Source organism: Lysobacter niastensis (assembly GCF_015453285.1).
Lineage (GTDB): Bacteria > Pseudomonadota > Gammaproteobacteria > Xanthomonadales > Xanthomonadaceae > Lysobacter_J > Lysobacter_J niastensis.
The window spans coordinates 251,522-271,802 of sequence record NZ_JADLZT010000006.1 but is presented as its reverse complement, the minus strand read 5'-3'; the positions used below and the strand labels follow the sequence as shown (position 1 = coordinate 271,802).

Sequence of the window (20,281 nt, the reverse complement as noted above, 5' to 3'; positions counted from 1 at the left end):
GAGGAGCTTCCGCGGACGCGTGACAGCACGGCCGCAGCAGTGCGGGCATTTAATCCCTTGGAGAGTCATCGGCTCGGCTTTTCGTCGATTACCCGCATCAGCTCCCACCGCGGTGGCTCCGTTGACGTCTGCGGCGAAACGCTGGGTTCGGACACCTCGATGACGTACTCGGTCCCAGGCGCATAGTTGAACCCGGCAATTTGTGCGTCGACGGTCTGCCACGCCCCTGCCCCGTCACTGATCTGATAGCACTCGCGGGTCGGGTCATGGGGACAGGCCGCCTTCACCGACGCGACGTGAATCGTCCTGACGACGGTGGCATCGTCGAGGAGGATCTGGGAGCAGCTGGTCAAGCCGATCGCTGCCACAACCCATGCACACCGTTTCTTCATGGCCAAGTCTCCAAAGCACGGCCGGATCATCGAGGATGACTACCATAACTCCACGGCCGGCCGGCGTTCTGATCTTGATCAACTAACTGACCGGATAGGCACGCCTGTTTGTCGGGCTGGTAGTAGCTGCGACGAAGTCGTACCGGGTCGAAACTCAGGCTTTGAGCACGACCGGCCCGGGTGGGATCACGTGCCGGGCCAGGTCACCGCAGAGCGGGTCACGCGGCCAGCGGGGCGGGCGGGCGCGTGCTTCTAGCGCTGCAGCTGCTGCCCCAATGCACCTTTCTTGCGCTCGCATTCCGGTTGCGGTTCGGCTTATTCGCCTATGAAAGCCAGGAGCAGTCATCCCCCGGCTATGCGCCCCGCAGAACGGCAGCTCATCATCCGCACGCATCGCCAAGTTGATTTGGATCAACGCAACGCAGAGCGACCGGCCCAAGCTGCATTCGTCGCGTCGGAGATCCCGCATGGCCATGCCCCTGCCGTTCCGTTATCCCCGCCCGGTCCGCTGGATCCACTGGCTCAGCGTCGTACTGGTAATAATCGCCTACGCCACTGCCGAATCGGCCGAAGACCCTAGAAGCAGTGGTGGCCAGTGGCACATCCTTGCTGGCCTAGCGCTGCTGCTGGTGTTCGTTCCACGACTACTGGCGCGGTTCGCCGCGAACCGCGCACCCGTGCTCACCTCGCCTTTCGCGACATGGTCCGCGCGGTTGGTGCAAGTGGCGTTGCTGCTGTTCCTGGTAGTTCAACCATTGCTCGGCGTGCTGATGGTATGGGCGGAAGGCGAGGTACTGCCCGTGCCGCTCACTGGGTGGCAGCTCCGGCCGCTCTTCGTGCTGGGCGAAGCGTGGTCTGAGACGCTGGAGGACTTGCACGAAACCGTCGGTAACGTGTTTTACGCCGTGATTGCACTGCACTCTCTCGCGGCACTGTGGCACCAGTTCGTCCGCCGCGACGACGTGCTTCGGCGGATGTGGTGAGACTATCTGACGGTCTTTTCGATCCGCAAAAAGCCTTGATGCCCAAAATACCAGTCACTCGGACCCGCGACGCCACTGTGTGATTGCGCGTTTAGCGTTGGAGCAAGGGTCGCACGCGCACGACTTCCGTGACCTGCCACTGTTCCCCGTCCCGCGCGATCAATCCCTTCTTCTCTAAGCTCTGCTTTATGCCGTCGGTGAAGGCTTCCCGCTCCCATTTGAACAGGGGCTTACGGCTCAGGAGCACGTCGAGCGCAGCGCGCTCAAACGGAGACAGATCAAACCTATGCATAGCCCACCAACCGGCGCGAGATGTTCTGCACCATCACGGTCCCTTCTTTGAGCCGCCTTAGTCCGCCATCCATCGCCTGGTTACGCTTCGCGCTGCGGCAATACGTTGACAAGGTGCCGCATCTTGTTCTCGAACTCTGTCAGATGCCCGGGGACCGCAATTTGATACTCGTCACGATCGCGAGATCCAACGGGTTCGATCTCTAACTTGCGGCGGATCTCCTGGAGTTCCAGGAACAACAGCACGCACATCCGCTTGATCTCGTCGATATCCGCATCAGTCGCCACTTCATCACCTCTTGCCTTATCGGGTTATCTGGTGGAGAGATCCGCGCCCCTTACCAACGAGGGTCGTGGTTGACCTGCAAGTCAGGGCGAAGCGGGGCTCTTGAGCCGGACTCCCCGTCCTGTGCCCTGACTCGGGGCGTTCTCTCCGATCAACTCAATGCCAGCCGCGTCGAGCGCCGTGATGATCTTGGTCAACGTGTCGACCACACCACGGACATTGCCCGTGCTGGCCTCCATGCGCTGGATCGTGGGCAGTGACACGCCGGCCTTTTCCGCCAGCGTCTTTTGATCCATTCCGGCCAGGGCTCGGGCCGCTCGAAGCTGCGCCGCCGTGATCATGGCCGGGACTCCAAAACCGCCATCGAGGAAAAGGCACTGCTCATTGCACGGGACGCGTTCTGCATCACTGTCTTCCGCTGCCACCGGGGCGACCGGTTTGGGATGCGCATGATCTTGAAGCGCTTCCCTAAAAGCCACCCCATGAATGCGTACCCCTCTAAAATGATGGGTTACACATCATGTATACTGTATATAGCATCAGTATATGGCTTTCAAGCCCTTGCCCAGTTGGACAGCACAGCCGCCGCCATGACGACCTTCTCTCCCGCCCGCTCCCCCAGATCGCGCGCCCCCGCAAAGGCGGAAAGACCCCAACCCGCTCGCATTGCATTCCTGGGTTCCGCGCAGGCCTCCAACGAGGCGGGCGAGACAGTCTTTGTGCGGTCCCTGTGCTGGCCGACGTTGCCGACCGCCTGGATTGACCTCACGCAGGGGTTGAGTTCTCTATGGGCCGGGCGGGGAAAACCCAGCCCCCATGCACCGGTCGTCGACAAGCCACCGTCCTGGCTGAGGTCCTGCGCGCCGCAGCTGGCGGCGCCCTTCTGCGGCACTGCTGCAGCCGAGGAGAGCTCGATCGCCGCCCTCCTGGCGCGCACTCCGATGCAAGCCGCCATTGCCGTCGTCGATTCCCACGACGGGCGCATTGCCACCGGCGCTCAACAGCAAGGGCTCGAGCAGTGTTTGTCGGTCTACGATCGGTTCCTCCGCACGCCGATGCGCGCGCCCTGCACCATGCTGGTGTCCCGCAGCCAGTCGGCCGCACTCGACAAAGGGTGCCAGGGTGAGCTGGAGCGCTGCCGAACGCTGTTGCCCAGTGCACCTTGGCTGAGTGACCTGCGGTTGCAGTTCTGGACCGAGGCGCAGGAACCGCTGCCGTTGGAGTTGGCCCAAGTGGTGGCCGCCGCGGCCGCCAGGCATGTGCTGTTCGAGAACACCGGCGATCCGCTGTTTGAAGCAGTATTGACGAAATTGGCGCACAACCCGTTCCAGCGCGGGAGACCGGCGGCCAGGAAAAAGCGCCGCTGACTCGCAGGCTGGCGAGCCGACAATGACTGAGGGGAGCAAGTCATGGCATCGCACAGGGTCAAGCAATACGCAAAGCTGTTAGAACCCAAACTCCTGACGGTGCTGCGCGAGGGCTACACCTCGGCCGACTTGCGCCGGGATGCCGTCGCCGGATTGACCGTGGCCATCGTGGCGCTACCCCTGGCCATGGCGCTGGCGATCGCCAGCGGAACGACGCCCGAGAAGGGGCTGTACACGGCGATCATTGCGGGTTTCCTGATCTCGGCACTCGGGGGATCGCGAGTGCAGATCGGCGGGCCGACGGCCGCCTTCATTCCGGTGGTGTTTGTCGTCATCGAGAGGTTCGGCATCGGTGGACTGATTCTTTGCACGCTGCTGGCGGGTCTGATGCTGATCGCTGCGGGTTTGATGCGCTTGGGCACCTTGATGAAGTACATGCCGCAGCCGGTGATCACCGGTTTCACCGCGGGCATCGCCATCAGCATCTTCTCCAGCCAGATCAAAGATGCGCTTGGCCTGCAGATGGGCAACGTACCGGCGGACTTCCTGGCGCGCTGGCAGGCCTACGGCCAGCACGTGGCGACGGCGCAGCCGGCAGCGCTGGGCATCACCCTGCTCGGTCTGGCCGTGATCCTGACCATGCGGCGCTGGTTCCCTCGGTGGCCGGGGTTTCTGATCGCTCTGCTGCTATGCAGCCTGGTATCCATCGGACTTCCCGCGGAAACCATCGGCAGCCGCTTCGGCATGCTGCCTTCCGCACTGCCCTCCTTCGAGATCCCGCACATTCCGTTCGAGCGCACCGGCGAACTCCTCCCCAGCTCGTTCACCATCGCGTTCCTCGCAGGCGTTGAGTCCCTGCTGTCGGCGGTCGTGGCCGACGGCATGACCGGCGGCCGCCACCGATCCAACTGCGAGCTGGTCGCGCAAGGCGTCGCCAACGTCGGATCTGCCCTGTTTGGAGGACTCCCGGCCACCGGAGCGATCGCGCGCACCGCCACGAACGTGCGAGCCGGCGGTCACTCGCCCATTGCAGGGATGCTGCATGCAGCGCTCCTGCTTGTCTTCATGCTCGCTCTGGCGCCATTGATGCGTTTCGTGCCATTGGCGGCCCTGGCCTCGGTGCTGCTGGTGGTCGCCTGGAACATCAGCGAGTACGAACACTTCCGCCACACGCTGTCGGCTCCGAAAGGGGACCGTCTGGTATTGCTGCTGACGTTTTTCCTTACTGTTTTCTTCGACCTGACGCTGGCCATCGAAGTAGGACTGGTGGTCGCCGCCTTCGTCTTCATGTTCAGGATGGCGGAGGCCGTCGAGGTCACCTCGGGCGTCAAATTGATCGAAGATAACGGCGAAGTACCCACCGACCTGTCGCAACGCGACCGTCTGCCACCTGGGGTCGAGGCGTTTCAGATCAGCGGGCCGCTGTTCTTCGGCGCCGCCAATCGCCTCGACAACCTGCTTGATCAATTCCGCGACCCACCGAAAGTCTTCATCCTGAGGATGCGGTTGGTACCGATCGTTGACTCAAGCGGCGTGCACGCGCTCAAGGCTTTGCTCGACCGCTGCAGGCGCCGAGGCATCGTCCTGGTCATGTCCGGCCTGCAACCGCAGCCGCGCCGGGTGATCGCCAAAATGCACCTCCACCCTCGTGAAGGCGAGCTGCATTTCGTTGCCGACTTCGAGTCGGCGCTTCAGTTGTCAGCGCAGTTGGTGGGAGTGTCGACACCTGAGCGCGAGTAAGCGCGGATTGTCACCTCAAGGGAGCCAGCGGGCGCCATGGCGCCAAATCTCATCGCGCGAAAGCGCGTCGCATGTCTGCTTCCGGCCAGAAGCGGACATCCACGCCGTCATCCGGCCTCTCCCGGCGCATGGAGATGCATCTAATTGCCCTTGCATGCAACCGCGTGCTCGACCAACTCGGCTGTCCAATCCTCAGCAAACGCATAGCACCTCTCGGTGACGTACTCGCTGCCACGAGCGTACACCGGCAACACGGCAGGACCGGACGCAATATCCGAAACTGTCGTACGCCATGCAGCCAAGCAGGCGTCCGGATCGGGATGCGTACGAATCAAAGCCCGTAGTGCCATCCGAAGGACAAGAACCTGAGCCTGCAAATCGCAAAGCGCTTCCTCCGTCAGTCGGTCCATAGGCTTCCACCAGCATTGAGGTAAAAGAAAGCGCCCCGCCTCCGCGGGGCGCTACTAGATCAGTTGTTGAAGGTTGATCCCACCTGGATGCGGCGAGGGGTTGTCTCGGGACGCTTCGGGATCATGATCTGCAACACGCCGTTGTGACCGGTCGCCGTAATCCCTTCAGGGTCCGCGCTATCGGGGAGCGCAAAACGGCGATGGAAGCTGCCGTGTTGGCGCTCGATGCGGGAGAAGCGTTCGCTTTCGTCGATCTCGCTCGTACGCTCTCCTTTGATAGTGAGCAATCCCCTATCCATCTGCACATCGATGTTCTTGGGGTCCACGCCGGGAATATCGGCATAGAGGATGAAGCGGTCCTGCTCTTCCTTGATGTCTACTAACGGAATCCATTGGCTTGTGACGACTGACGATTCATCCCTGGAGCCGCCTTGCAAAAAGTTGCCTTCAAAAAGGCGATCGATGATTTGGCGGACTGGGTCTGTGGTTCCCTGTCCGCCCCACTGCGGAAAGCGAGCCATCTGATTCATCGCATCTCTCCAATTAAGCGTTGATATCCGGATGTGGTAGGTCCCATCCGGCCCGAAAAATAGCGCGCCGACGCGCATTTTCAAGCGGGGGGATATAGGTCCGTTGGCGATTCTTAAGGGTCGTCAAAAATGCATAAAAATCGCACCCGCAGGAATGTCCGCTATGGGTCGAAAGCGGACACCGGCGCCATACCGGCGACAAGCCGGGTCTATCGGATGTATGACCACGGCGGATGGTCACCCCCTCTCTAACGAATCAAGCTTGCGCGCGCACTACGACCGCGCTTGGCCGTCCGCCCGCCTTGCTCGCATGACACCAGCACGTGAGCCGCCCAGCCCGCCTGGACCCGGCGAGACTTGCAGCCGCACCGGGTACGGTTGATGAAGGCCGAGGGCCTACGCGCCCAGGCAGGCTTTGGCCACTAGCCGCGCCACCGTGGCGGCCCCGCTGGGCGTGGTGGGCAACGTGCTCAACCGCGACTTCGCGCCTTCGGCGCCGAACACGGTCCGGGTCACCGACATCACCTACATCCGCACTACGAAGGCTGGCTTTTCCTAGCGGTGGTGATGCACTTGTACTCGCGGCAGAGCCCGCCAATTTGCCACCCACACTGGGCTTGGGAGCACACAATCCTTGGGGTACTCTTCCAAATTGGCCCACGAGGGTCTGTACGTCTGGGGAGACGTAATGGGGATTCGTTCTCGTAAGTCGTTCAAGCTTGCGCCCGGAGTTCGCATGAACCTAAGCGGAGGCGGCACCAGTTTCAGTTTCGGCCCTCGTGGTGCCTCTGTCAGTGTCGGCAAGCGCGGCGTCTATGGAAGCGTCGGCATTCCCGGAACAGGACTGTCAATGCGGCAGAAGCTATCAACTGGAGGCGGTACGCCCCACTCCCACTCTGCGGCACAACCGGCTCAGATGATCTCGCTTCCGGTTTCAGTCGGAGTCCGCGATGATGGAGAGGTATTTTTCCAGGACCAGGCTGGAGCGCCGCTTGCCGAGCGCCTGGTCCGCATCGCCAAACAGCAGCATGGCGACGCGATACGCAAGTTGATTCAGTCTAAGTGTGATGAGATTAATGCCCAGATCGAAGCAGTGGGCGAACTCCATCGCGACACCCCATCTCCAGATTATCGACCTGCCTTCATTGGGCGCGAGTTTGAATCGCCTCGCCCGGTTCAACCCAAGCCCAAAGCCCCCAGCTTCTTAGGGAAATTCTTCAAGCGGACGCGGGAACGCATCGACGCGGAGAATCAACAGATCAACCGGCATTATGAGGACTTAGTTGCCCAATGGGAGTCGGCGGCGACCGACCATAGACAGGCAGAGCATGCACGCCGCGTGTTGATCGAGGAGCAGATCTACGTCGGCACGAAAGCGATGGAGCTCCATCTTGAGGCAACGCTGCAAAACATCGCTTGGCCACGGGAAACTCTTATTTCGGCGGAAGTTGAGGCGGGTGGCCTGGACGTTTTTGCCGATGTCGATCTCCCAGAAATCGGCGACATGCCGGACAAAGTGGCGGGCGTGCCGGCGCGGGGAATGAAGCTGTCAGTCAAGGATATGTCGCCGACGCAAGTGCAACGCCTGTACATGCGACATATTCATGCCATCGTGTTTCGAATTGTTGGCGAGATTTTCGCAGCACTCCCCAAGGCTGAGCGGGTGGTCATATCCGGATACTCCCAGCGCAGCGACAAAGCCACCGGCCGAATTGCCGATGAGTATCTCTTGTCGTTGATTGCGACGAGGCAAGAGTGGACTGAGATTGAGCTCTCCCCCTCCGCTCTCGAATGCATTGACGTCGTTGATGCAATCGCCCGCTTCGATCTTCGTAGGGCCATGAGCAAGTCGGGCGTCTTTAAGGCCATTGCGCCGTTCTTGCCCGAGGAGGTAATGAAAGCATCGCCGGCACAATACAACGCGATCAACCAATGAACGACATGAATAGTGGGCTCGGGGTCGACGCGATAACCTGCGCGGGTGATGACGCGGATGACATTCGGCCGCGGGTCCACAAGGTGCTGCACGGCACTGAAGCCCACCAGTTGACCTGGTTTCAAAGGCTCAGCGCCTTGGTTATTGTCCTGTCCATTGTTTTTGCAATCTTCACGACGGAGCCTGCGATCAGCAGCTCGCTTGGCGCGATCGGGCCAGCTTTCGAGCTTGCTTTCATCACATTCTTTGCGACGGAATACGGACTTCGCCTTTGGGCGGCGGAACCGATCCGCGCTACTCAGATGTGTTGGGGCGTATTCGGTATGCACTGACCCCCATGGCCTTGCTCGACCTTGCTTCGATCCTTCCCTACTTCGGGGCTGGGGGACTCAGTCCTTCTTGTTCCGTCTACTCCGATTTTTCGGCTACTGACGCTTTCGCGCCTAGTCCGTTATTCAGCGGCGATGCAATTGGTTTTACGCTCGGTTTATGAGCGTCGACATGAACTGTTGTTCTCTGTATCCCTCGCGGGGTGCATGATTTTGTTGTCCGCCGCAGCGCTGTACTCTGTAGAAGCCGACGTGCACCCGAGGCGTTTGGCAGCATTCCCAGGGCGCTCTGGTGGTCGGTCAGCACATTGACAACGGTCGGCTACGGCGACGTTGTGCCAGTGACCGTATTGGGTCGCTTGTCCGCCGCTCTCACTGCGCTGTCTGGAATTGGCCTAATCGCAATGCCAACTGGAATCTTGTCCGCCGCCTTTTCGGAGGCGTTTCGCGCCAAGCGCGACTCCAAGCACCGTTGTGCTCCTGGCGCGCCCGGCCGAGACCAGGAGCTGCGTCGGCTCGAATAAATTAGCGGTACCGAGCTGCACGCCAGGCCTACTAAGACAGCGCTAACGGCCGGCCTGGATCCCAGTCGTTCCTGGTGAGCCCCCCCAGATTGTGCCACTAGAGGCCAACACCTCCGACTATGTCTTTTGGTGCTCGCGCGAGTACTGCCATAGCGCTTTGTCGAGGCTGCGTACGGACAGTCCGTTGTCCATTGCCATGTTTCGGCAACACGCCACGTACTCGATCCAGAATCTGGCCGAATATGCTGCTGGCTTCTCGATCCCAAGACTCCATAGGGCCCGAAAATCCAGGATTGGGTAGCTCCTGCTCACGCAGAAATGTAGGATGACTGAAGCGGTTGGAAAGCTGACGCCATCAAGCAAGGTCAACGCGCCAATTCTTGATTCCTCGCGCTTCGCGCTGAAGGCAAATGCGGTGATCTCTTTAACGAGTTCCTTCGAGTTTCCAAGTGCAAGTTCCGGCCGGCGCTTGGACTTCCACCTGCAGATCTCGTACAGCTGTGCGGGAGTCAGGTGCGCCACGCCACGCAGGTGGTCAAATTCTGAATCAGTGTATTCACTGTACCTATCTTGATGCTGTCGAAGCTGCTTTAACGGAATCCGTGGTTTCGGCTTCACGCGAGACCCCTAGTGCTAGAGAGGGCGCGCCGAAAGCGGCCTCGCCTTCGGCGAACTGACCAGAACTACGCTCATAAGGCGTCCAGCGTGTAAGTGCCGCCTTGTCGCTCTGTTACGGCGACAGAGATATGCCCAGCGCATTAAGCGTGTCCGTTGTCATTGTGCCCGTCACCGGCATGCCATGCCGGCTCTGGAACAGCTCGAGTGCCATTCGAGTCTGGGGGCCGAGTGCACCGTCAATACCACCAGGGTCGTAACCACGTGCAAACAGTGCCGCCTGCACGCGCATGATCATCAACTGCAATTGATCTTGGCTGGCACGTGGCGACTGACTGTTGCGCGCCGATGCAGCAGAAGGTGAAAACGGATCGGCAGATGAAGGCGAGGAGCCGCGCGACAGCGGAACGTAAGACGACGAGGCCGGCCGCGGTGAAGGCGGTGGCGGCGGCGTATAGGCCGGGGCGCTATAGCCGCCACTGCCCGAATAGTGGGAGCTGTGGCTACTATGCGACCTGTGTGAGCTGTGAGAACGGTGACCCGCATACATGTTATGCCTATCCAGGTTCAGCGGCGCCGTCAGCGTCACCGCGAAACGAGCATCATCCTGACTCATCGTCAGCAAGTGCGCCTGCCAGCCGACGACGTGATCCTGATGACCAGGCTGAAGCGAACCCAGCGTAGCCGTCGCAAGCGTCAATGCCTTACTCATCGAGAACCTCCGCGAATGATGGGATCGGCGCGATAGCCCTACTGCGCCACTGGTCGTTGATCCAAGAGAAGAATCCGCTGCAGTGCGCCTGAACCGCGCAGCCGCTGCATGCCGCCAGGTAGTCTTGCTTCCAGTCCGATATGCTCTGTCTAGCGTAAGGCCACAAATCACGCGGAAGCACACACAACGGCAGGTTGTACAGCGAAACTCGCATGCCGCGCTCGGACAGGAAGGTCACTGCCTCGCCCAAAGCTTGCGCCATGTCGACAGGATCCAGCCATACAGCGGCGTGATTGGCCTTGGCGAAGCCGATTGGCTCCACTCCCATCAGCGCCACATGCTCCACAAAGGGCATGTTGCGGTAAAGGAAGCGCGCCAGCGCCGCGAGGCGCTCCACGGTCGGTCGTACCAGCACCACGCGCACCTCGATACGTTGCGCGGCGCGCTCCAACGCGTACAACCCGCGAACGGTCTGGGCGAAAGCGCCCTCGCTCTGAACGATATGATCGTGAACTGCGAAGCTGTCGCTGTACAACGGCACACCCCAAGTCAGATGCGGGTGGAGGTCACGGAACGAGGCGGCATAGTCATCTTCGCCGAGCAGACGACCGTTGGACAGCACATGCAAATGTGTCTTGGGTAGTGCAACCGAACAATGCCGGATCACCTGCGGCAACCCGTCGCCAAGCAGGGTCGGCTCGCCTCCGCTTATCGCCAGCGACTGCTCGTCTGGATCGATAAGTTCCGCCAGTTCGCACAGTTGAGCGACTCGCCAATCGTCCTCGATCTTCCGCGGTGGCTGAGAACACATCAGGCAGAAGCTGTTGCAACGTTCGGTTGCGAACAGGACATTACCATTGCTTCCGCGGCGGTAGCGCACCCCAACCTTGCCCAGACTCGGAATGACCTCGACCACGTCGCCGGGCTGAACGGTGCGGGCGTTACCGTGGAGGTGCAGCCATCTGCGTCCTGGCGGGGCGGCCTCTTTCGAATCGACCAAGAAACCGGCCCAAGGCAATCTCGTCAGCATCGACCTAGTTGGGACGCCACTGCTCGGACGCAGATCCAGCAGCATCCTTTCCAGCGGCAATCGCGCAGCGGCGAAATCCTGCAATCCGGCGACTTTGTACTGGCCGCGGTGGCCCCAGCCCTCCAAAGTCGCCTTGGCCTCAAGTGCCAACATCAAGCAGCCTCTATCTGCCACGGGGTTGCGCTGCGCCGCGGTAAGGCCCAGCTTTCCAGGACCGCCCGATCATAGGCATCCGCCCGCTCCGTCCGCTCCAGCAGCAAATCGAAGAACCCAAGTTGCTTGCGACAGAAGTCCGACGATGGACGATGCCCGCATGTGTCGCCCTGGCGTGCATAGTGGTCGATTGGATCGGCTCCGCACAGCGGCACGAAAGCGCAATCTGCGCAGCCGGGCAACGCCTCGGCGACGCCAGCATCAAGCACGCGCCGCATCGCTGGTGAAGCCAGCCACTCTCGAACGGATTGACCTACATGACCGAGCGCGAATGAGCGATCACCCATGGCCGCCAGCATCCGCGCCTCGTCCGAGGGGTACGCTTGGCCATCATAGTCGTAGACCACCGCGCCAAGGCCCGCGCCAGTCGGCGAGCGCAGATCGACGTAGCCATGACTAAACGGAGTGAACAGCTGCGACAGCATTAGACTCGCGTACGCTTCTTCTAACGGATAACCGTCACGGTTGACCGCGAGGATGTGTTCCAGTGCTTCGCGGTAGAACGCAAAGAAATCGGCGAGCGAGTAGCCGATGCGGGGCCCCGTCTTCCTGGCAAAGCCGTAGGGACTGAGCGGGCGCAGGAAGATCGAATGGAAGCCTAGGCGTCGATACTCGTCGACAATCTCGCGCGGAGCCGAGAGGCTTCGCTGGGTTAACGTCGTCAGGGCCGACACCGCGTCGTCACCCAGGGCGCGGCGTGCGCGGTCGATGCCGGCCACGGTGCGCGCATAACTGTCGCGCTCCGGCCGGGGCCGGTTCGCGTTGTGCAGCCACTCCGGGCCATCCAATGAGGTCGACAGCTGAAAGTCGTGCTCACGGAAGAACGCAAGCTGGTCATCATTAAGGTCGTGAAGCGTAGAAGCGAGCACAAACCGCAGGGTTCGCCCCTCATGGCGATTGCGCTGCTGGATCTGCTCGGTAATTGCCCGCACGCGCGCAAAGTGCAGCAAAGGTTCGCCGCCTTGAAACTCGACGGTCAGAGTCGATGAGGGCCACTCGAACAAACGTTCCACTGCCAACCGGGCGTTGGTCTCGTCGAGATCAAAGGCGGTTTCGGTCGATTCTGCTCGCGATACTTGGCAGTAGCTGCATGTGTGATGGCAGCGCAGCGATACAACAAAGATATGGAGGGAAGGTCCCTGCTGCAGGTACTGCTTGCGGCTGCGCATCTGCGAAAGCAGTGGTGCCAGCGTCGTCCGCGACGGGTCGGCGGCGATCATGTTCCGTGCCTGCAGGTCCATCCCTAACGTCGAATTCTGGTCAATGGTCCCAGCAATAACTTGTTCGAGCTCGCGGTGCCCCATGATCAGCCAGTCACCGGCGGCTGAGCTGACGAATACCCGTTCTGTATCCCACGGCAATCGGCGAAAACGTAGCGGTAGTAGGCGATAGCCGGCCGCGCCCGAGAATGCATCAGCGGAACGGAACTTCACGCCGAGGCATCCCGAGGTTGCGCCTCGCCCAGTGCAGCCCGCACCAGTGCCGTGTGCAGCTCGGTGGTCTGCTCCGCCACCGCGGCGCGTAGGCGATCGTCTAAAGCGTCATTGCAAAAGCGCTGCGCTAGGTGCTCGGTGTCGACTGAAGGACCTTTGGGCGTCAGGCGTACCACGATGCTGCCGCCCGCCGCGCTCACCTCGACGAAGTAGTCGGCGGTATACCGATGCGCTGTGCGCGCGATAACGTCGGGCGTAAACAGTCCCCGATCCATCTCAATTTCGATGGTGCCCATGCCGCACTTTCCCCAGCCCCCTGGTTCCGGCATCGTGCGCGAATGTGACAACGGTTGCAACTTTCTGGCCGTGAGCCTATTGGCCGAGCACCTTCGCCTGCTATGACGCCTGAATTCGCCCCAGACGACTCACCCCATCACGCGGTAAACCATCGGCGTGAATCGCCCCTCGTACTCCTTCGAAGGATTTCGAACAATCTGCAGCTTCCGAAGCTCTGGCTTCAACAATTCGATACCAGATGGAGGTGATATCTGTCGCCCAGCTTTGTGGCAGCGCGAAGTTCGTTATCCGCTATCTCAAAGCAAGGGAACGTTGGTGAAGTGGTTGCCTTCACCTCCACCGAAATTGGCTCTCCCGCATCTGTCACGTACTCGATGTCCCACCCCGCAGCGAGCCTCAGCAAATAGAGAGATATGTCGGCTAGCTCCTCGGCTACCTTGCTTTGTAGGTCGGCATTGCCACTTACGGACGCGGCTTCCTCAGGGGATAGCCACTGGAACAATTCCAGAGTTCACCCGCTTCGCCTGCCAACGCCATAGCCAAGTTTCTTTGGGTTGTGGAACTGCTCCCAGTTCCGCTCATCAGCAAACGCTTGGAGAGCGCGTTGGATTTTTTCGATGTCCATTCGGCACCCTGGCAGACGGTCAGCTGCCATTTGGGCACATTTGCACCCTACTTTGCGGTTCTCGTGTTCGCACATTCGCTGACCGCTGGAACCGACACTCCTTGTACCGGAAGTTACCGCACCGTTACCGCAAAACAACTAGGGCCGCCTCTCGGCAGCCCTAAGTGCTTGTTCTAGTTGGCGTCCCCACGGGGATTCGAACCCCGGTCGCTACCGTGAAAGGGTAATGTCCTAGGCCTCTAGACGATGGGGACAAAACTGGTTTTCAGCAAGTTGGTGGAGCCAGGCGGGATCGAACCGCCGACCTCCTGCATGCCATGCAGGCGCTCTCCCAGCTGAGCTATGGCCCCACGTGCTGGAAAGACGAAAATTGTACTGGGCGTTCAGCGATGTCGTCAAGCGTTCGCTGCCAAGTTTTTTTCGTCCGTGTCGCCTGCTGTGTGGCCGGCGACAACGAGGTGCAATGTTGCCACACCATGTCCCCGCTCCGCTAGATACTCGAGCCACTTTCCGAGAAAAGTATTCATGCGCATGCGATGGCCGATGACTTCGGCCGGCGGCGGATACATGCCGATCACGTCCTGCCAGCGCCTGCCGACGTAGCAATGCGTGGCTTCCACCTGACGGGCGTCGTGGTAGACCCGCAGGAAAGCCGAGGGATCCGGCTCGCCGGTGAGCGGATCGCGCAGTACATACGTAAGGCGGAGTTCAGTGGTGTAGCGATGCTGCTCAATCACGTCGAGCTGCAGATCCAGCCCGTCGCCGATGCTGGAGCGGTAGCAGCCCGGCACCAGGTCCGCCGGCTCGAACAGGCGGGTCAGCCGCGCATGGTTCTCCGCATACAGGCCCATCAGCCAGCCGAACCGGCTGAGTTTTGGAATGCGTGCGGCGTGGGTTGCCAGGGACGTCATGGAACCGATCCTACACGTCCCTCAGCCCCGGCGGCAGCGTTGACGCACCCCGCCAGCAAGCCTACCGTAAGGATTCCCCGCGACCGGGCCCCTTCTCCGATGCGCTTTGCTCGCATCGACGTTCTCACTCAGTGAGAAGGTGTGGCCAAGCTATGGGCCGCTACGGCGTCAGAACATCTCGCGGTGGATACCCAGCGTCGTCAGTACCTTGCTCGAGATTTCCTCGATCGACGTATTGGTCGTACTCAGCGTGGTAATCCGTTCAGCGCGGAACATCATTTCAGCCGCCGCCACTTCGCGTTTGCAGGTCTCCAGTTGCGCGTAGCGCGAATTGGGCCGCCGTTCCTGGCGTATCTGCTGCAGGCGGATCGGATCGATGGTCAAGCCGAACAGCTTGTTGCGGTACGGGCGCAGGCGCGGCGGGAGGCGGTCTTGCTCCAGGTCCTCTTCGGTCAACGGGTAGTTGGCCGCGCGCACGCCGTAATGCAACGCCAGGTAGACGCAGGTCGGCGTCTTGCCGGCGCGCGACACCGCCACGAGGATCAGGTCGGCATCGTCGTAGTCGATGCTCTGGCCGTCGTCATGGGTCAACGCGAAGTTCATTGCGTTGATGCGGCGGTGATAGGTCTCGAAATCGACGAGGCCGTGCGCCTGGCCAATCCTGCGCTGGCGGGACTCGCCGAACTCACGCTCCAGCGGTTCGATGAACGGCGCAAAAACATCGAGCATCAAGGCGCCGCTTTCGGCCAGGGCCGCGCCGACGTCGCCATCCATGCACGAATTGATCACCACCGGGCGGACGCCATGGATCTCGGCCGCGGCGCGAATCTTCGCCCCCACTTCCCTCGCCCGTTCGACGCTGTCGACGAAGGGAATGCGATCGGTGACGAAGCGGGTTTCGGTGAACTGCGTCAGCAGGCTGTGTCCGATGGTTTCGGCAGTGATTCCGGTGCCATCGGAGACATAGAACACGGGGCGCACCAAGGCCATGGCCCAAACTCCCTCAAAAACCGTTTCCAATACGAAAAACCCCGTCGAATCAAGCTTGTATGCATCCGACGCAGCGGCGATCATATCCGCTTCGCCGCGCCCGCACGCGCCAGCCCCCTCTGGAGACCGCCCGCTTGAACGAGAACATCCTCTGGTTGCACGCGCTTCGTCTGACCGACCTGGCACGTGTCGGCGGCAAGAATTCCTCGCTTGGCGAGATGATCGGCAACCTGGCCGGCCTCGGCGTCTCGGTTCCCGGCGGCTATGCCACCACCGCCGAAGCGTTCAAGGAATTCATCGACCACAACAACCTGCACCAGCGCATCTACGACAAGCTGGCCACGCTCGACGTCGAGGACGTGCCTGCGCTGACCGCCGCCGGCGCCGAGATCCGCGGCTGGGTCATCGACGCACCGCTGCAGCCTCAGCTCGACGCCGACATCCGCAAGGCCTACAAGCAGCTGTGCGACGAGAACGGCGGCGGCGACGTGGCCGTGGCCGTCCGCTCCTCGGCCACTGCCGAAGACTTGCCGGACGCCTCCTTCGCCGGCCAGCAGGAGACCTTCCTCAACGTGACCGGTGCCGACGACGTCGTGCACAAGGTCAAGGAAGTCTTCGCCAGCCTATACAACGACCGCGCCATCGCCTACCGCGTGCATCACGGCTTCAAGCATGAGGACGTGTTCCTGTCTGCGGGCGTGCAGTTGATGGTGCGCTCCAACGTCGGTTCGTCCGGCGTGCTCTTCACGCTCGACACCGAATCCGGCTTCCGCGAGGTGGTGTTCATCACCTCCAGCTACGGTCTCGGCGAGATGGTCGTGCAGGGCGCGGTCAACCCGGACGAGTTCTACGTCTACAAGCCCACGGTCCAGCAGGGCAAGCAGGCCATCCTGCGCCGCTCGATCGGCGCCAAGCAGCAGCGGATGGTCTATTCGGACACGCCAGGCGAGCGTGTGCGCATCGAGGAAACGCCGGTCGAACTGCGCAACTCGTTCTCGATCGGCGATGAGGACGTGCAGGAGCTGGCCAAGCAGGCGCTCGTCATCGAGAAGCACTACGGTCGTCCGATGGACATCGAGTGGGCGAAGGACGGCGTCAGCGGCAAGCTGTTCATCGTGCAGGCCCGGCCGGAAACGGTGAAGTCGCGCGCCCACGCCACGCAGATCGAGCGTTTCCAGCTCGGCAAGCGCGGCGAGGTGATCTGCGAAGGCCGCGCCATCGGCCAGAAGATCGGTACGGGCGTGGCCCGCGTCGTGCGTTCGCTGGCGGACATGAGCCGAGTGCAGCCGGGCGACGTGCTCGTCGCCGACATGACCGATCCCGACTGGGAGCCGGTGATGAAGCGTTCGGCCGCCATCGTGACCAACCGCGGCGGCCGCACCTGCCACGCGGCGATCATCGCGCGCGAACTGGGCGTGCCGGCCGTCGTGGGCACCGGCAATGCGCTCGACACGATCAAGGACGGCCAGCAAGTCACCATCAGCTGCGCCGAGGGCGACACCGGCTTCATCTACGATGGCGCCCTGCCCTTCGAGCGCATCACCGCCGATCTCGACAAGATGCCGGAAGCGCCGCTCAAGGTGATGATGAACGTCGCCAACCCGGAGCGCGCGTTCGACTTCGCGATGCTGCCGAACGCCGGTGTCGGCCTGGCGCGCCTGGAAATGATCATCGCCAGCCATATCGGCGTGCACCCGAAGGCGCTGCTCGAGTACGCGCAGCAGGATGCGGAGACGAAGAAGAAGATCGACGCCAAGATCGCCGGCTACGGCAGCCCGGTTGATTTCTATGTCGACCGCCTGGCCGAAGGCATCGCGACGATCACCGCCTCTTTCGCTCCGCACCCGGTCATCGTGCGTCTCTCTGACTTCAAGTCCAACGAGTACGCCAACCTGATCGGCGGCAGCCGTTACGAGCCGCACGAAGAGAACCCGATGATCGGCTTCCGCGGCGCCAGCCGCTACGTCGATCCGAGCTTCACCGACGCGTTCGCGCTGGAATGCCGCGCGGTGCTGAAGGTGCGCGAGCAGATGGGCTTGACCAACTGCTGGGTGATGATCCCGTTCGTGCGCACGCTCGAGGAAGGCCGCAAGGTCGTGGAAGTCCTCAAGGCCAACGGCCTGGAACAGGGCAAGGGCGGCCTCAAGATCATCATGATGTGCGAAGTGCCGTCGAACGCCCTGCTCGCCGACGAGTTCCTCGAGATCTTCGACGGCTTCTCGATCGGCTCCAACGACCTGACCCAGCTGACGCTGGGCCTGGACCGCGACTCGGGCATCGTCGCCAAGCTGTTCGACGAACGGAACCCGGCGGTCAAGAAGATGCTGTCGATGGCCATCTCGGCGGCGCGCGCAAAGGGCAAGTACGTCGGCATCTGCGGCCAGGGTCCGAGCGACCATCCGGACCTCGCCGAATGGCTGATGGAACAGGGCATCGAGTCGGTGTCGCTCAACCCCGACACCGTCGTCGACACCTGGCTGCGCCTGGCGAAGGCAAAGGCAAAGGCTGCAGCGGCCTGACACCCCGTCGACGCGGCATTGAGGTAAAACAGACGCCCCGCCCTCGCGGGGCGTCGCATTTGGTACCGGAGGAACACCTTGCTCGCCACGCTTGTCCCGAAGTCACCCGTCGTGCCGGAAGTGCCCGACCTCAGCCTGCTGTCCACCCAGGAGTTGACGGACCTGGCGCTGCGCATCGGACTGAAGCTCGCGGGTGCGCTCGTCGTCTTCTACGTCGGCCTGCACCTGGTCAAATGGGTGTCGCGCATCATCTCGCGAGCGTTGACGCGCGCGCACGTCGAGCCGACCGCGATGCAGTTCATGAGCCGCCTCGCGTACGTGGTGCTGGTGGTCGTGCTGGTGCTGGCCATCCTGCAGGTCTTTTTCAATGTCGCGCCGACCTCGCTCATCGCGGTGCTGGGCGCGGCCGGTCTGGCTATCGGCCTGGCGCTGAAGGATTCGCTGTCCAACGTCGCGTCCGGCGTGATGCTGGTGACGCTGAAGCCTTTCCGCGTGGGCGACATCGTCCAGATCGCCGGAAGCAGTGGCAAGGTCGAGGCGGTCAGCATTTTCCAGACCCGGCTGCGCGGCGCCGACAACCAGACGATCGTGCTGCCCAACAACCTGATTACCACGGCGCCGATCATCAACCTGACGCCGGACACGATGCGCCGCATCGAGCTCATCATCGGCATCGGTTACACCGACGACATCGATGTCGCGCGCGAAGCGGTGATGAAGATCATGCGCGCCGACGAACGCATCCTGGCCGAGCCCGCGCCCGACGTGATGGTCTACGAGCTGGCCGATACCGCGGTGCGCCTGGGTGTGCGGTGCCATGTCGGCAACGCCGACCATTTCGCGACCAAGTGCGATCTCAACGAACGGATCAAGCGCGCCTTCGACGAAGCCGGGATCAGCATCCAGGGAGCGCAGCGCGACGTGCGCGCGGTGCGCGCCATCACCCAGGATGGCGCAACAGGGATCACGTTGACGGTAGAGCGCCCGCCATCCTGAGAATGGCGGCCCGGATCAGCCGTCCAGGCCGCCCAGGCGGCCCATCGACAGGCGGTAATGGCGCAATTCGGCGATGGAGTCGCGCACGTCACTGAGCGCGGTATGGCGCGCTTCCTTGCTGATGCCGGCGTAGACATCCGGCGCCCAACGCCGGGCCAGCTCCTTGATGGTGCTGACGTCAAGGTTGCGGTAATGGAAATGCCGCTCCAACTGCGGCATCAGCCGATGCAGGAAGCGCCGGTCCTGGCAGATCGAGTTGCCGCACATCGGCGACTTGCCCGCGGGCACCCAGCGCGAGAGGAACTCGACGGTCTGCGATTCGGCCTCGCCCATCGTCACCTGGCTGTCGAGCACGCGCTGCCACAGACCCGACTTGCGATGCTGGTTGCGGTTCCATTCGTCCATCGCTTCAAGCCGCGAGAGCGGATGGCCAATGGCCAGCTCCGGCCCTTCGGCCAGGATGTTGAGCTGCTTGTCCGTCACCACGGTGGCGATCTCGAGGATGGAGTCGCCACCCGTATCCAGCCCGGTCATTTCCAGGTCGATCCAGATCAGGTGCTCGTCGTTCGTCGTGTTTACGGCTGCCATGCGCGCGCACTGGTGGAATCCCGGTAGCATCATACAGACTGCCTGCGCATGCAGGCCGCGCCTCGCCACGGAAAGCCCATGCCCTCGCCCCTTCCGATCGATCCTTCGCACTACGCCGTCGTCTCGGCCATGATCACGCCCGCGTTCTTCCTGACAGCGGCCAGCTCGCTGCTGATCTCGTCGAACAATCGTCTGGCGCGTGTGGTCGACCGGATGCGTTCGGAGATCGATACCCTCAGGGCCACCTCGCAGGGAGACGCCCGACTCGCACTGGAAGCGCGCATCGCCATCCACCGGCAACGTTCCGTGCTGGTGCTGGCCTCGGTGCGCATGCTGTACGCGGCGATCAGCGCTTTCGTCGGCACCAGCCTGGGCATCGCCGTCGATGCCTTCTTCGGCTATCGGCTGGACCTGGTCCCGACGGCCCTGGCCGTGGTCGGGGTACTGCTGATGTTCGCCGCGTCCCTGTGCCTGGGTCACGAGGCGAAGCTGGGTCTGCGCATGCTCGACAAGGAACTCAACGAGCAACTCGCGAAGGACAGGCTGCCACCCGTTGGCTGATGC

General features: G+C 62.0%; 22 protein-coding genes, 2 tRNA genes and 1 pseudogene. 10 read left to right on the top strand and 15 right to left on the bottom strand.

Annotation, left to right across the window (positions count from 1 at the left end; translation table 11 throughout):
• Positions 1 to 65: 65 nt before the first annotated feature.
• Entirely contained in the window at positions 66 to 392 is a 327-nt protein-coding gene (locus IU514_RS12395; RefSeq protein WP_194931414.1) for a DUF4377 domain-containing protein, read from the bottom strand.
• 467 nt (positions 393 to 859) lie between these two features.
• Here IU514_RS12395 and IU514_RS12390 point away from each other — a divergent pair, with 467 nt between their 5' ends.
• Complete coding sequence (locus IU514_RS12390) at positions 860 to 1,375, top strand: cytochrome b (protein ID WP_194931413.1); 516 nt, start codon at positions 860 to 862, stop codon at positions 1,373 to 1,375.
• 372 nt (positions 1,376 to 1,747) lie between these two features.
• Here the strand turns inward: IU514_RS12390 and IU514_RS12385 are convergent, their stop codons facing one another.
• Entirely contained in the window at positions 1,748 to 1,954 is a 207-nt protein-coding gene (locus tag IU514_RS12385) for a hypothetical protein (RefSeq protein ID WP_194931412.1), read from the bottom strand.
• Between the two features lie 81 nt (positions 1,955 to 2,035).
• A complete protein-coding gene (locus IU514_RS12380) occupies positions 2,036 to 2,293 on the bottom strand; it encodes a helix-turn-helix domain-containing protein (protein WP_194931411.1) in 258 nt (85 codons plus the stop codon).
• Between the two features lie 600 nt (positions 2,294 to 2,893).
• Here IU514_RS12380 and IU514_RS12375 point away from each other — a divergent pair.
• The gene (locus IU514_RS12375) at positions 2,894 to 3,319 is read left to right on the top strand and encodes a hypothetical protein (RefSeq protein WP_194931410.1); all 426 of its coding nucleotides are present in this window, start codon (positions 2,894 to 2,896) and stop codon (positions 3,317 to 3,319) included.
• A 42-nt stretch (positions 3,320 to 3,361) separates the two neighbouring features.
• Entirely contained in the window at positions 3,362 to 5,059 is a 1,698-nt protein-coding gene (locus IU514_RS12370; protein WP_194931409.1) for a SulP family inorganic anion transporter, read from the top strand.
• Positions 5,060 to 5,528: 469 nt separating this feature from the next.
• Here IU514_RS12370 and IU514_RS12365 read toward each other — a convergent pair whose 3' ends face one another.
• Positions 5,529 to 5,999: an Hsp20/alpha crystallin family protein gene (locus IU514_RS12365; RefSeq protein ID WP_194931408.1), complete on the bottom strand. Its 471-nt coding sequence runs from the start codon at positions 5,997 to 5,999 to the stop codon at positions 5,529 to 5,531.
• Between the two features lie 366 nt (positions 6,000 to 6,365).
• Here IU514_RS12365 and IU514_RS19245 point away from each other — a divergent pair.
• The 4 genes and pseudogenes from IU514_RS19245 to IU514_RS19240 form a co-directional block, all read left to right on the top strand.
• Positions 6,366 to 6,587: pseudogene (locus tag IU514_RS19245) on the top strand (IS3 family transposase); the annotation flags it as partial.
• 100 nt (positions 6,588 to 6,687) lie between these two features.
• Positions 6,688 to 7,935: a DUF4236 domain-containing protein gene (locus IU514_RS12355; RefSeq protein WP_194931407.1), complete on the top strand. Its 1,248-nt coding sequence runs from the start codon at positions 6,688 to 6,690 to the stop codon at positions 7,933 to 7,935.
• A complete protein-coding gene (locus tag IU514_RS12350; protein ID WP_194931406.1) occupies positions 7,932 to 8,267 on the top strand; it encodes a hypothetical protein in 336 nt (111 codons plus the stop codon). The genes IU514_RS12355 and IU514_RS12350 overlap by 4 nt, the downstream gene beginning before the upstream one ends.
• 200 nt (positions 8,268 to 8,467) lie before the next feature.
• Positions 8,468 to 8,788, top strand: coding sequence for a potassium channel family protein (locus IU514_RS19240; RefSeq protein ID WP_386761034.1), 321 nt, complete (start codon positions 8,468 to 8,470; stop codon positions 8,786 to 8,788).
• A 117-nt stretch (positions 8,789 to 8,905) separates the two neighbouring features.
• Here the strand turns inward: IU514_RS19240 and IU514_RS12340 are convergent, their stop codons facing one another.
• From IU514_RS12340 to ppsR, 10 genes are all read right to left on the bottom strand, one after another.
• Entirely contained in the window at positions 8,906 to 9,406 is a 501-nt protein-coding gene (locus IU514_RS12340; RefSeq protein WP_194931405.1) for a hypothetical protein, read from the bottom strand.
• Between the two features lie 112 nt (positions 9,407 to 9,518).
• Complete coding sequence (gene hxsA / locus IU514_RS12335; RefSeq protein ID WP_194931404.1) at positions 9,519 to 10,115, bottom strand: His-Xaa-Ser repeat protein HxsA; 597 nt, start codon at positions 10,113 to 10,115, stop codon at positions 9,519 to 9,521.
• Positions 10,108 to 11,298, bottom strand: a complete 1,191-nt coding sequence (gene hxsC / locus IU514_RS12330) for a His-Xaa-Ser system radical SAM maturase HxsC (RefSeq protein WP_194931403.1) — start codon at positions 11,296 to 11,298, stop codon at positions 10,108 to 10,110. The genes hxsA and hxsC overlap by 8 nt, the downstream gene beginning before the upstream one ends.
• A complete protein-coding gene (hxsB, locus tag IU514_RS12325; protein WP_194931402.1) occupies positions 11,298 to 12,791 on the bottom strand; it encodes a His-Xaa-Ser system radical SAM maturase HxsB in 1,494 nt (497 codons plus the stop codon). The genes hxsC and hxsB overlap by 1 nt, the downstream gene beginning before the upstream one ends.
• Positions 12,788 to 13,087: a hypothetical protein gene (locus IU514_RS12320; protein WP_194931401.1), complete on the bottom strand. Its 300-nt coding sequence runs from the start codon at positions 13,085 to 13,087 to the stop codon at positions 12,788 to 12,790. The genes hxsB and IU514_RS12320 overlap by 4 nt, the downstream gene beginning before the upstream one ends.
• Before the next feature lie 221 nt (positions 13,088 to 13,308).
• On the bottom strand, positions 13,309 to 13,491 hold the full coding sequence (locus IU514_RS19235; RefSeq protein WP_386761159.1) for a protein NO VEIN domain-containing protein: 183 nt from the start codon (positions 13,489 to 13,491) through the stop codon (positions 13,309 to 13,311).
• A 400-nt stretch (positions 13,492 to 13,891) separates the two neighbouring features.
• Positions 13,892 to 13,967: transfer RNA gene (locus IU514_RS12310), tRNA-Glu, on the bottom strand.
• Positions 13,968 to 13,987: 20 nt separating this feature from the next.
• Positions 13,988 to 14,063 (bottom strand) — tRNA-Ala (locus IU514_RS12305).
• Positions 14,064 to 14,108: 45 nt separating this feature from the next.
• The gene (locus tag IU514_RS12300) at positions 14,109 to 14,624 is read right to left on the bottom strand and encodes a DUF1249 domain-containing protein (RefSeq protein ID WP_194931399.1); all 516 of its coding nucleotides are present in this window, start codon (positions 14,622 to 14,624) and stop codon (positions 14,109 to 14,111) included.
• A 168-nt stretch (positions 14,625 to 14,792) separates the two neighbouring features.
• Positions 14,793 to 15,614 (bottom strand): posphoenolpyruvate synthetase regulatory kinase/phosphorylase PpsR, encoded by an 822-nt coding sequence (gene ppsR, locus IU514_RS12295; RefSeq protein WP_194931528.1) that lies wholly within the window; start codon positions 15,612 to 15,614, stop codon positions 14,793 to 14,795.
• A gap of 134 nt (positions 15,615 to 15,748) precedes the next feature.
• Between ppsR and ppsA the strand changes: the two genes are divergently transcribed.
• Together ppsA and IU514_RS12285 are read left to right on the top strand one after the other, a co-directional pair.
• Positions 15,749 to 18,133 (top strand): phosphoenolpyruvate synthase, encoded by a 2,385-nt coding sequence (gene ppsA, locus IU514_RS12290; RefSeq protein ID WP_194931398.1) that lies wholly within the window; start codon positions 15,749 to 15,751, stop codon positions 18,131 to 18,133.
• A gap of 78 nt (positions 18,134 to 18,211) precedes the next feature.
• Complete coding sequence (locus tag IU514_RS12285; protein ID WP_194931397.1) at positions 18,212 to 19,129, top strand: mechanosensitive ion channel family protein; 918 nt, start codon at positions 18,212 to 18,214, stop codon at positions 19,127 to 19,129.
• A 15-nt stretch (positions 19,130 to 19,144) separates the two neighbouring features.
• Here IU514_RS12285 and orn read toward each other — a convergent pair whose 3' ends face one another.
• Positions 19,145 to 19,717 carry an oligoribonuclease gene (gene orn, locus IU514_RS12280; RefSeq protein ID WP_194931396.1) on the bottom strand — a complete coding sequence of 191 codons (573 nt, stop codon included), beginning with the start codon at positions 19,715 to 19,717 and terminating at the stop codon, positions 19,145 to 19,147.
• A gap of 78 nt (positions 19,718 to 19,795) precedes the next feature.
• Between orn and IU514_RS12275 the strand changes: the two genes are divergently transcribed.
• Positions 19,796 to 20,278, top strand: a complete 483-nt coding sequence (locus IU514_RS12275; RefSeq protein ID WP_194931395.1) for a DUF2721 domain-containing protein — start codon at positions 19,796 to 19,798, stop codon at positions 20,276 to 20,278.
• Positions 20,279 to 20,281: the final 3 nt, after the last annotated feature.

Excerpts from the sequence above, each read along its gene's own strand:
- IU514_RS12300 (WP_194931399.1), bottom strand. The coding sequence starts at position 14,624 with ATGACGTCCCTGGCAACCCACGCCGCACGCATTCCAAAACTCAGCCGG.
- IU514_RS12380 (WP_194931411.1), bottom strand. The coding sequence starts at position 2,293 with ATGATCACGGCGGCGCAGCTTCGAGCGGCCCGAGCCCTGGCCGGAATG.
- hxsA (WP_194931404.1), bottom strand. The coding sequence starts at position 10,115 with ATGAGTAAGGCATTGACGCTTGCGACGGCTACGCTGGGTTCGCTTCAG.
- IU514_RS12365 (WP_194931408.1), bottom strand. The coding sequence starts at position 5,999 with ATGAATCAGATGGCTCGCTTTCCGCAGTGGGGCGGACAGGGAACCACA.
- IU514_RS12350 (WP_194931406.1), top strand. The coding sequence starts at position 7,932 with ATGAACGACATGAATAGTGGGCTCGGGGTCGACGCGATAACCTGCGCG.
- IU514_RS12355 (WP_194931407.1), top strand. The coding sequence starts at position 6,688 with ATGGGGATTCGTTCTCGTAAGTCGTTCAAGCTTGCGCCCGGAGTTCGC.
- hxsC (WP_194931403.1), bottom strand. The coding sequence starts at position 11,298 with ATGTTGGCACTTGAGGCCAAGGCGACTTTGGAGGGCTGGGGCCACCGC.
- ppsR (WP_194931528.1), bottom strand. The coding sequence starts at position 15,614 with ATGGCCTTGGTGCGCCCCGTGTTCTATGTCTCCGATGGCACCGGAATC.
- IU514_RS12320 (WP_194931401.1), bottom strand. The coding sequence starts at position 13,087 with ATGGGCACCATCGAAATTGAGATGGATCGGGGACTGTTTACGCCCGAC.
- IU514_RS12375 (WP_194931410.1), top strand. The coding sequence starts at position 2,894 with ATGCAAGCCGCCATTGCCGTCGTCGATTCCCACGACGGGCGCATTGCC.
- orn (WP_194931396.1), bottom strand. The coding sequence starts at position 19,717 with ATGGCAGCCGTAAACACGACGAACGACGAGCACCTGATCTGGATCGAC.
- IU514_RS12395 (WP_194931414.1), bottom strand. The coding sequence starts at position 392 with ATGAAGAAACGGTGTGCATGGGTTGTGGCAGCGATCGGCTTGACCAGC.
- IU514_RS12390 (WP_194931413.1), top strand. The coding sequence starts at position 860 with ATGGCCATGCCCCTGCCGTTCCGTTATCCCCGCCCGGTCCGCTGGATC.
- IU514_RS12370 (WP_194931409.1), top strand. The coding sequence starts at position 3,362 with ATGGCATCGCACAGGGTCAAGCAATACGCAAAGCTGTTAGAACCCAAA.
- IU514_RS12275 (WP_194931395.1), top strand. The coding sequence starts at position 19,796 with ATGCCCTCGCCCCTTCCGATCGATCCTTCGCACTACGCCGTCGTCTCG.